We start from the raw sequence: 9,166 nt of genomic DNA on the forward strand, positions 1-9,166 counted from the left end.
AGTTCCCCTTCTCCCGCTCGTCGAGGACGATCTCGCGCGCCGGTCGAGCAGGTCGCGCCGGATGTCCTGCATCTGCGCCCCCCGGAGCCGGCTCGGCAGGTGCTGGTCCTCGGTCTCCTCCTCGAGCGCGTCCTGTCGGAAGGTCTCCGCCGCACGCTCGAGCCGTGCCTTGAGCCGCGCCACGAAGACGTCGGTGGCCTCGGCGCCGAACCGCGCGCCCCACTCGGGCCGCCGCTGCTCGATGAGGTCGATCGCCGCGCGGGTGGTGCGCTCGTTGAGCCGCATCTCGCTCCGGACGTCCTCGATGCCCTCCTCGGGGTCCTGCACGTCGAGCGCCCGGATGACGAACGGCAGCGTGAGGCCCTGGAGCAGCAGGGTGCCGACGGTCACGATGAACGCGATCACGAAGATGGTGTCCTGCGCCGGGATCTCCGTCGGGCTCGCCACGACCGAGACCGCCGCCGCGAGGGTGACCACCCCGCGCATGCCGGTCCAGGAGATCACGGTGAGCTCGCGCCAGTTGAGCTTCGGTTCGGCCGTACCGCGCATCCACCGCAACGACGGGTGGCCCCGGGACAGCCGGATGCGCAGCGGGCGGAGCCACCGTCCGTTGATCCGGTTGCGGACGTACGACTCGAACACGAACAGCGGCCGGACGAGGATCACGACGGCCAGCACCACCAGGGCGGCGGTCAGCGTCTGGCCGAGGCTCCGCTCGCTCTCGACGAGCTTCTGCACGACGTCGTTCAGCTGCAGCCCGATGAGCGCGAAGACGAAGCCCTCGAGGATGACGTCGATGCTCGTCCACAGCGGGCGCTCCTGGAGGCGGGTCGCGTAGCCCTCCTTCGGCGAGTTGTACCCGATGTAGAGGCCGGCGGTGACGACCGCGATGACGCCGGAGCCGGAGAGGTGTTCGGCGCCGATGTACGCGACGAACGGCAGCAGGATGCTCATGATCGTCTCGACCACGGGGTCGTTGATGCGCATCCGGATCCAGTGCACGAGCACGCCGAGCACGCCGCCGACCACCAGACCGACACCGATCGCGAGGCCGAAGATGCCGAGGTCCTGCCAGACGGTCAGGGACGTCCCGGCGATGATCAGCGTGAACACCCGCACCAGGGTGAGCGAGGCCGCGTCGTTGATGAGGCTCTCACCGGACAGGACCGTCATCACGCGTCGGGGGAGTCCGAGCTTCCGGCCGATCGCCGCGGCGGACACGGCGTCCGGTGGGGCGACGATCGCACCGAGCAGGATCGCGGCCGGCAGTGTCATGTCCGGGATGAGGAGGTACGCGACCGCGCCGACCACGAGCGCGGTGACGATGACGAGGAAGATGCCGAGTCGGCGGATCTGCTTGATGGAGGTCCGGAAGCTCTGCCACGACACGTCGAGCGCCGCGGAGTAGAGCAGTGGCGGCAGGACCACCGTGAGGATCACTTCGGAGTCGATCTCGATGTGGGGCAGCCCGGGGAGGAACGACGCCGCGAGGGCGACCGCGGTGACGAGCAGGGGTGCCGGCAGTCCCTTCGCCCGTGCGAACCCGGTCACCGCGAGCGATCCGATCAGCATGGCGAGGAGCTCGACGGTGTCCATGAGGAACATTCTCTCATCGGAATGGTTCCGTTCCTGAACAGATCGACAGGCATGGTGAACGTCCGGTGAACACCAGGGTTTGTGCTCGGGCCGGTCGCCTGGGACACTTTCCCGCGGTGGACATCACACTCATAGTCGTCCTGGTCATCGCGTTGGCCCTCTTCTTCGACTTCACAAACGGTTTTCACGACACCGCCAACGCGATGGCGACCCCGATCGCGACCGGCGCCATGAAGCCCAAGGTCGCGGTCACCGTCGCAGCGGTGCTCAACCTCGTCGGTGCGTTCCTCAGCACGGCGGTGGCGACCTCGATCTCGCACGGGCTCATCAACGAGGGCCCTGGTGGCGTGGCGATCACCCCGGAGATGATCTTCGCGGGCCTCATCGGCGCGGTCGTGTGGAACATGATCACGTGGCTCCGCGGCCTGCCGTCGTCCTCGTCGCACGCGCTGTTCGGTGGCCTCATCGGCGCCGCGATCGTCGGCGCCGGCTTCCAGTCGGTCAACTACGCGGCGCTCCTCACCGTCGTCATCATCCCGGCGTTCCTCTCGCCCGTGATCGCGGCGCTCGTCTCGTTCCTCTCGACGCGCATCGCGTACCGCATCACCCGGCGCCCGGTGTTCCCGAACGAGCGCGGTGGGTTCCGCTTCGGCCAGGTCTTCACCAGTTCGATGGTGTCGCTCGCGCACGGCACGAACGACGCGCAGAAGACGATGGGCGTCATCACGCTGACGCTGATCGCATCGGGTGCCCAGTCGGCGGACCAGGGCGTGCAGTTCTGGGTCGTCATGGCCTGTGCCCTCGCGATCGCCCTCGGCACGTACACCGGCGGCTGGCGCATCATCCGCACGCTCGGGTCGGGCATCACCGAGATCCGGGCGACCCAGGGCTTCGCAGCCGAGGCCTCGACCGCCGCGACGATCCTCGCGTCGAGCCACCTCGGCTTCGCGCTGTCGACCACGCAGGTGTCGTCGGGTTCGATCATCGGCGCTGGCCTCGGTCGTCGCGGGTCGAAGATCCAGTGGTCCACCGCGGGCAAGATCGTCATCGCCTGGTTCATCACGCTCCCGGCGGCGGCTCTGGTCGGCGCCGTGGCGTCGGGCATCGCGCGCATCGGCGTCGGCGGGCTCGTCATCGACGCGGTGGTCGGAGCCGCGGTGATCCTCGGGCTGTACCTGTGGTCGCTGCGGAAGCCGCACGACCAGGCCGCCGCGATCGAGGTCGACGTGGCCGCGAACGCCGTCCTGACCCGCAAGGAGCGCCGCGACATGCAGCGCAAGAAGCGCGCCGAGGTCGTCTCGGCCCGCCGTGCCGAGCTGAGCCGCGAGCGCACGCTGCGCCGCATGGCCGCACGCAAGGGAGGACGACGCTGATGGGCATCGACTGGCTGGCGTTCGTCAGTGTCGCGGTGGTCTCGGTCGTCGCGGCGTGCTTCGTCGTGACGGTGTACTCGGTCGGCCTCCGGTTCTGGAGCGCCGCCGACACCCGCGCCGGGAAGTACACGATCAAGGACGACGGGACCGTCGGGCCGGCGACCGCCGGGTTCCCGCTCCCCGGGCAGACCCCGCCGGGGGTGCGGCTGTACCGCTCGCTCGCGGTCGTCTGCTTCGCCGTCTGCGCCGCGGCCGTCCTCTACGGCATCTACCTCATCGTCCCGCAGTTCCACTGACGGGTGCTGCGCCCTGGCGCACGACTGGTCGCTGACGCGACCAGAGGGCGGCCGGGAGGCCCGTGGCGGCGCCGCCACGAGCCTCCCGGCCGTCTGCCTGGTCGCGTCGGACGCACGCCGACACGCGCCCGCCACCGCACCAGGACCGGCCGGACGGTTCGGACTAGCCTGGGCCGGGTGAGCAACGACGCACCACGACCCACCCGCACCGAGACCGACTCCCTGGGCAGCCGGGAGGTTCCGGCCGACGCCTACTGGGGCATCAACACCCTCCGGGCGCTCGAGAACTTCCCCATCACGTCCGTCCCGATCGCGGTGTACCCGGACCTGATCGAGGCCCTCGCGACCGTCAAGCAGGCCGCGGCCCGCGCGAACAAGGCGATCGGGGTGCTCGACGGCGAGCGAGCCGACGCCATCGACGCCGCCGCGCAGGAGGTCCGGGACGGCCGGCTCCGCGACCAGTTCGTGGTCGACGTCGTGCAGGGCGGTGCCGGCACGAGCACGAACATGAACACGAACGAGGTGCTCGCGAACCGTGCCCTCGAACTGCTCGGCCGGGAGAAGGGCGACTACGCGTACCTGCACCCGATCGACCACGTGAACCGCAGCCAGTCGACGAACGACACGTACCCGACGAGCATCAAGCTCGCGATGATCCTCGGGGTACGGCGGCTCAACACGCAGCTCGAGGCCCTCTCCGACTCCTTCGCCGAGCGCGGGCGGGCCTTCGCGGACGTCCTGAAGATCGGGCGGACCCAGCTGCAGGACGCCGTGCCGATGACGCTCGGGCAGGAGTTCACCGGGTTCTCGCACACCATCCAGGAGGACGTCCTCCTGCTCTCGAAGGTGATGCCGCTGCTCGCGGAGACGAACCTCGGCGCGACGGCGATCGGCACCGGCATCACCGCCGATCCGCTGTACCGCGACGAGGTCCGCCGGCAGTTGGAGATCGCGACCGGGCTCGACGTGGTGACCGCCCCGGACCTCATCGAGGCGACGAGCGACGCCGGTGCGTTCATGACGCTGTCCGGCACGGTGAAGCGCAGCGCGGCGAAGCTCTCGAAGATCTGCAACGACCTCCGCCTCCTCGCCTCGGGGCCGCAGGCGGGACTCGGCGAGATCACGCTCCCCGCGCGGCAGGCGGGTTCCTCGATCATGCCCGGCAAGGTGAACCCGGTGATCCCGGAGGTCGTGAACCAGATCGCGTTCGCGGTCGTCGGTGCGGACACCACCGTGACCATGGCGGCCGAGGGCGGTCAGCTGCAGCTCAACGCGTTCGAGCCGATCATCGCGCACTCGATCATGCAGTCGCTGCAGTGGATGGCGAACGGCTGCGAGACGCTCCGCGTGCACTGCGTGACCGGGATCGAGGCGAACGAGGCGAAGCTCGCAGCCCAGGTCGACACGAACGTCGGCGTCGTGACCGCGCTGACGCCGTACATCGGGTACGCGGCCGCGGCGTCGATCGCGCACACGGCGCTGACCACCTCGACACCGATCGCGACGCTCGTCACGGCTGCCGGACTCATGGAGGAGGACCAGGTGCAGCGCGTCCTCTCGCCGGCACGACTGTCCGGCATCGAGCTCGCGACGGGGGCGATCCCGGTCATCACCGAGGAGATGCTGGACCAGGCCGCGCGCGAGCGCTGAGCGCGTCGGATGGTGCGCGTCGCGCGGTGCGGGGCCGCGTCGCACGGTGCGAGGTCGCAGGGTGTGGTGCCGCGTCGCACGGTGCGAGGTCGCAGGGTGTGGTGCCGCGTCGCACGGTGCGAGGTCGCCGCACGGTGCGAGGTTCCACGCACCGTGCGAGCGCGAGGAGCCCGCACCGTGTGCGGAACCTCGCACCGTGCGTCGCCCGGCGCCTCGCACCGTGCGAGGCATCGGCCCCGCCTACGGCATCGGGGGTTCGCTGACCTGCACCTTCCCGGCGAGGTCACGGAGGTGCGCCTCCTGAGCGGACTCCTCGTCGTCGCGGGGGAGCTTCGCGGCCTCGACCCGGACGTGGTGCGCGGCGGCGATGTCGGCGTCCCGCCACCGGGCCAGGGTGAAGTTGCGCGTGACGTCCCGGAGCGGGAGCCGGATGGCCTCGTCGGCCTCGATCCCGGCGAAGAGCTGGCGCATCCGGATGACCTCGGAGTCGAGTTCACCGCCGACGACGAGCACGAAGTTCGAGATGTACAGGTACACGAGCAGCAGGATCGCCCCACCGAGCCAGCCGTACGCCCGGTTCCCCGCGCCGATCGTCTCGACGTAGACCGCGAACCCGAGGGTCGCGATCGCCCAGGTCACGATCGCGAACGCGGCACCGGCGGACACCCACCGGAGTTGCGGCGTCCTCACGTTCGGCGTCGCGTGGTAGAGCACGGCCACCATCACCACGAGGTCCGCCGCGAGGACGGGCCACTTCAGCACGTTCCACAGGTCGTCGACCCAGATCGGCCAGCCCATCTGGTCGACGATAGCCGCGGCGATGGTCGGCGTGCCGAGCAGGATGAGGATCGCGACGGCACCGCCGACCATGACGAGCAGCGTGACGAGGAGCATCATGCTGCGGAACTTCCAGATCCGGCGGCCCTCCTCGACCTCGTAGGCGGTGTTCATCGCGCGGCCGAACGCCGTCGCGTACCCGGACAACGACCACAGCGTCAGCACCACTCCGGTCGCGAAGCCGAGCCAGGGGTTGTCGAGCGAGAGCAGCTGCCGCAGGGGTTCCTCGAGGTGCGTGGCCGTCTCGGGCCGCACGATGAACCCGAGCACCTGGATTATGTCCTCGAGCCCGTCGCCCGATCGGTCCACGATCGCGAGTGCGGACACCACCGCGAGCGCTGTCGGGAACACCGTGAGGGTCGCGAAGAACGTCAGCGAGGCCGCGGCGTCGATGACCCGGTGCCGGATGACCGAGTGGTAGGTACGCCGGACGACGGCGCGGACCCCGGTCCGCTGGATGGCGCGCGCGTCGCGGTCCTGCATGCGTACGAAACTACCTGCATCCGGACGGGAGGCGCGGTGCGGGCCCGCCACGCGCCTCCAGGCCGGCGTCTGGTCGCGCTGGCGACCCGCTGCCGAGACTCGGCGCGCGCCGGCGGAGACTCGGTGTGCGCCGGCCGAGACTCAGCGCGCGCCGGCCGAGTCTCGGGGTGGGCGACAGTTCTCGTGCCCTCGGCCGCGAGCAGTGTCGCGTAGCGCAAGACTCGGGGTGCGGCGGCCGAGCCTCGGGGCGCGCCGGCCGAGCCTCGGGTGCGCCTAGTTCGCGTGCGGGTGCAGCGCGTCGTACCGACGGAACGACGGCACGAGACGGAGCAGCAGCGCGACCAGCCCGATGATGAGCACGCCACCGATGATGGGCGGGTACGCGATGCCCGCCGCCACGACGAGCCCCGCGTACAGGTCGCCGACCCGCGGGCCGCCCGTCACGACGACGATGAAGATGCCCTGCAACCGTCCGCGCATCCCGTCCGGCGCCGCCGCCTGGAGGATCGTGTTCCGGAACACCGAGCTCACGTTGTCCGCCCCGCCCGAGATCGCGAGGAACAGCGCCGCGAGCGCGAGCGCCGGCAGGATCCCGACGTCGAAGCGCTCACCGGCGCGGCCACCGAGTGCGTGCGCGACCGCGATGACGACGCCGAACCCGGCGATCGCCGCGCCGTACGCCGTGATCGCCCAGCCCACGGCCTCGCCCTGGCGGCGGACGTGCCCGAGGGGACCGGAGAACACGCTCGAGAGCAGCGCGCCGATCGCGTACGCCGCGGTGAGCGTGCCGACCGTGATGGACCCGCCGCCGATCACGAGCGCGCCGATCGCGGGGAAGAGCACCCGCGGCTGCCCGAAGGTCATCGCCACGATGTCGAGCACGAACGTCATCGTGATGTTGCGCGAGCGCTTCAGGAACCGGGCGCCCTCGACGAGCGAACCGAGCCCCGGCCGGAGCGCGTCGTCGTCCGCCGCCATCCGCGGCAGCGTGAACACCCCGAGGAACGCGAACGTGAAGAGCACCACGTCGATCGTGTACGTCGGGGCGAAGCCGACGGTCGCGATGAGCACACCCGCGATCGCCGGACCGACGGTGACCTGGAACCCGGACGCGATCCCGCCGAGGGCGCTCGCCGCGGGGAGCAGGTCCGTGCCGACCAGCCGCGGCACGATCGCCGAGCGGGAGGCGTTGCTGACCGTGGCCGCGACGGCGTTCACGGTCGCGAGGACGTAGAGCAGGACGACGCTGTGCAGTCCGAGCCAGGCATGGGTGGCGATCAGGGCGACCGAGCCCCACGCGACGATCGAGGACACGAGCGCGACGAGCCGGCGGTCGAACGCGTCCGCGAGCATGCCCCCGTACAGCCCGGCGGCGATCATCGGGACGAGGGCGATGACGCCGACCAGGGCCACCGCGAAGGTCGAGTGCGTGATCTCGTAGACTTCGAGGCCGACGGCCACGGTGGTCATCTGCGTGCCGATGCCGGCGATCGCCGTGCCCGCCCACAGCCGCGCGAACGCGGGGGAGCGGCGGAGCGGGGTGAGGTCGGCGAGCAGGCGGCGGCGCGGTGCGGTGTCGGATCGTGTCACGGTGGAACCATTCTGGTGCCTGTCGGCGACGACGGGGTGGTCGGCGTTCGCGGGCAGCGTGACGACCGACGTCCAGCGGATGACCGGGGATGCGACCTGGTTGACTTGCGGGCATGACTGACCTCAACAGCAAGCCCGAGTTCGACGCCCCCGAGGGCCCGGCCCCCACCGAGCTCGTGATCACCGACATCGTCGAGGGCTCCGGCGACGAGGCGACCGCCGGCTCGACGGTCAAGGTCCACTACGCCGGCGTCGAGTACGAGTCCGGCGAGGAGTTCGACAGCTCGTGGAACCGTGGCGAGCCGATCGACTTCCCGCTCGCGGCGCTCGTGCGCGGCTGGCAGGAGGGCATCCCCGGCATGAAGGTCGGCGGTCGCCGCAAGCTCGTCGTCCCGCCCGAGCTCGCCTACGGCCCGGCCGGCGGCGGACACTTCCTCTCCGGCAAGACCCTCATCTTCGTGATCGACCTCCTCGGGGTCCGCTGATGCAGGTCGGCGCCCCGACGATCGAGCTGAACGACGGCCACCGGTTCCCCGAGCTCGGGCTCGGCACCTACGGCCTGAACGGCGACGAGGGCACCGCGCAGGTGCAGGCGGCGATCGCGAGCGGCTACCGGCTGCTCGACACCGCCCTCAACTACGGCAACGAGGACGCCGTCGGCCGTGCGGTCCGGGAGTCCGGGGTCGACCGCGAGGACCTCGTCGTCACCACGAAGCTGCCGGGGCGCCACCACGGGTACGACGAGGCGCACCGATCGATCGACGAGTCGCTCGCGAACCTCGGCCTCGACCACGTGGACATGTACCTCATCCACTGGCCGAACCCGTCCGTCGACAAGTTCGTCGACACGTGGAAGGCGTTCGTGGACCTCCGCGACGCGGGCAAGGTCCGCTCGATCGGCGTCTCGAACTTCACGCCGGACCACCTGAAGCGCATCGTCGACGCCACCGGTGTCGCTCCGGCCGTGAACCAGGTCGAGCTGCACCCGTACTTCCCCCAGGCCCAGCTGCGGAAGGTGCACCAGGAGCTCGGCATCGTGACCGAGAGCTGGAGCCCCCTCGCGAAGCAGTCGGAGCTCATGAGCGAGCCGGCGGTCGTCGCCGCGGCCGAGGCCCACGGTGTCACGCCCGGCCAGGTCGTGCTGCGCTGGCACGTCCAGCTCGGCGCCGTGCCGGTGCCGAAGTCGGGCGACCCGGAGCGCCAGCGGCAGAACCTCGACGTGTTCGGCTTCGAACTGACCGACGACGAGGTGCGGGCGATCTCCGCGCTCGAGCGCGGCCGCCTCTGGGACGGCGACCCGGACACGCACGAGGAGATGTAGACGCTGCGCGTCTGACTGCA

8 protein-coding genes are annotated in these 9,166 nt (G+C 70.7%); 5 read left to right on the top strand and 3 right to left on the bottom strand.

Translation table 11 applies throughout. The features are described from left to right. The coding region (locus I59_RS00125; RefSeq protein WP_148286019.1) for a sodium:proton antiporter at positions 1-1,596 on the bottom strand (1,596 nt) is incomplete at its 3' end. A 116-nt stretch (positions 1,597-1,712) separates the two neighbouring features. On the opposite strand from I59_RS00125, the gene I59_RS00130 reads away from it, so the two are divergent. The 3 genes from I59_RS00130 to I59_RS00140 all read left to right on the top strand — a co-directional run bounded on the left by I59_RS00130 (position 1,713) and on the right by I59_RS00140 (position 4,915). Beyond that, positions 1,713-2,969: an inorganic phosphate transporter gene (locus I59_RS00130; RefSeq protein WP_022902128.1), complete on the top strand. Its 1,257-nt coding sequence runs from the start codon at positions 1,713-1,715 to the stop codon at positions 2,967-2,969. After that, positions 2,969-3,265 carry a hypothetical protein gene (locus tag I59_RS18730; protein ID WP_022902129.1) on the top strand — a complete coding sequence of 99 codons (297 nt, stop codon included), beginning with the start codon at positions 2,969-2,971 and terminating at the stop codon, positions 3,263-3,265. The genes I59_RS00130 and I59_RS18730 overlap by 1 nt, the downstream gene beginning before the upstream one ends. Positions 3,266-3,442: 177 nt before the next feature. Beyond that, positions 3,443-4,915, top strand: a complete 1,473-nt coding sequence (locus I59_RS00140) for an aspartate ammonia-lyase (RefSeq protein WP_031272263.1) — start codon at positions 3,443-3,445, stop codon at positions 4,913-4,915. A gap of 240 nt (positions 4,916-5,155) precedes the next feature. Here I59_RS00140 and I59_RS00145 read toward each other — a convergent pair whose 3' ends face one another. Together I59_RS00145 and I59_RS00150 are read right to left on the bottom strand one after the other, a co-directional pair. Further along, positions 5,156-6,235 carry a YihY/virulence factor BrkB family protein gene (locus tag I59_RS00145; protein ID WP_022902131.1) on the bottom strand — a complete coding sequence of 360 codons (1,080 nt, stop codon included), beginning with the start codon at positions 6,233-6,235 and terminating at the stop codon, positions 5,156-5,158. Positions 6,236-6,508: 273 nt separating this feature from the next. Next, positions 6,509-7,825, bottom strand: coding sequence for an MFS transporter (locus I59_RS00150; RefSeq protein WP_022902132.1), 1,317 nt, complete (start codon positions 7,823-7,825; stop codon positions 6,509-6,511). 113 nt (positions 7,826-7,938) lie between these two features. Here I59_RS00150 and I59_RS00160 point away from each other — a divergent pair, with 113 nt between their 5' ends. After that, the gene (locus I59_RS00160; RefSeq protein WP_022902133.1) at positions 7,939-8,310 is read left to right on the top strand and encodes an FKBP-type peptidyl-prolyl cis-trans isomerase; all 372 of its coding nucleotides are present in this window, start codon (positions 7,939-7,941) and stop codon (positions 8,308-8,310) included. Further along, entirely contained in the window at positions 8,310-9,146 is an 837-nt protein-coding gene (locus I59_RS00165) for an aldo/keto reductase (protein ID WP_022902134.1), read from the top strand. The genes I59_RS00160 and I59_RS00165 overlap by 1 nt, the downstream gene beginning before the upstream one ends. The last annotated feature ends 20 nt before the right edge of the window (positions 9,147-9,166 follow it).

The organism is Curtobacterium sp. B8 (assembly GCF_000333315.1).
Taxonomy (GTDB): Bacteria; Actinomycetota; Actinomycetes; order Actinomycetales; family Microbacteriaceae; genus Curtobacterium; species Curtobacterium luteum.

What these genes read in the sequence shown, in the direction of transcription:
- I59_RS00160 (WP_022902133.1), top strand. Translation starts at nt 7,939, where the DNA reads ATGACTGACCTCAACAGCAAGCCCGAGTTCGACGCCCCCGAGGGCCCG.
- I59_RS18730 (WP_022902129.1), top strand. Translation starts at nt 2,969, where the DNA reads ATGGGCATCGACTGGCTGGCGTTCGTCAGTGTCGCGGTGGTCTCGGTC.
- I59_RS00145 (WP_022902131.1), bottom strand. Translation starts at nt 6,235, where the DNA reads ATGCAGGACCGCGACGCGCGCGCCATCCAGCGGACCGGGGTCCGCGCC.
- I59_RS00165 (WP_022902134.1), top strand. Translation starts at nt 8,310, where the DNA reads ATGCAGGTCGGCGCCCCGACGATCGAGCTGAACGACGGCCACCGGTTC.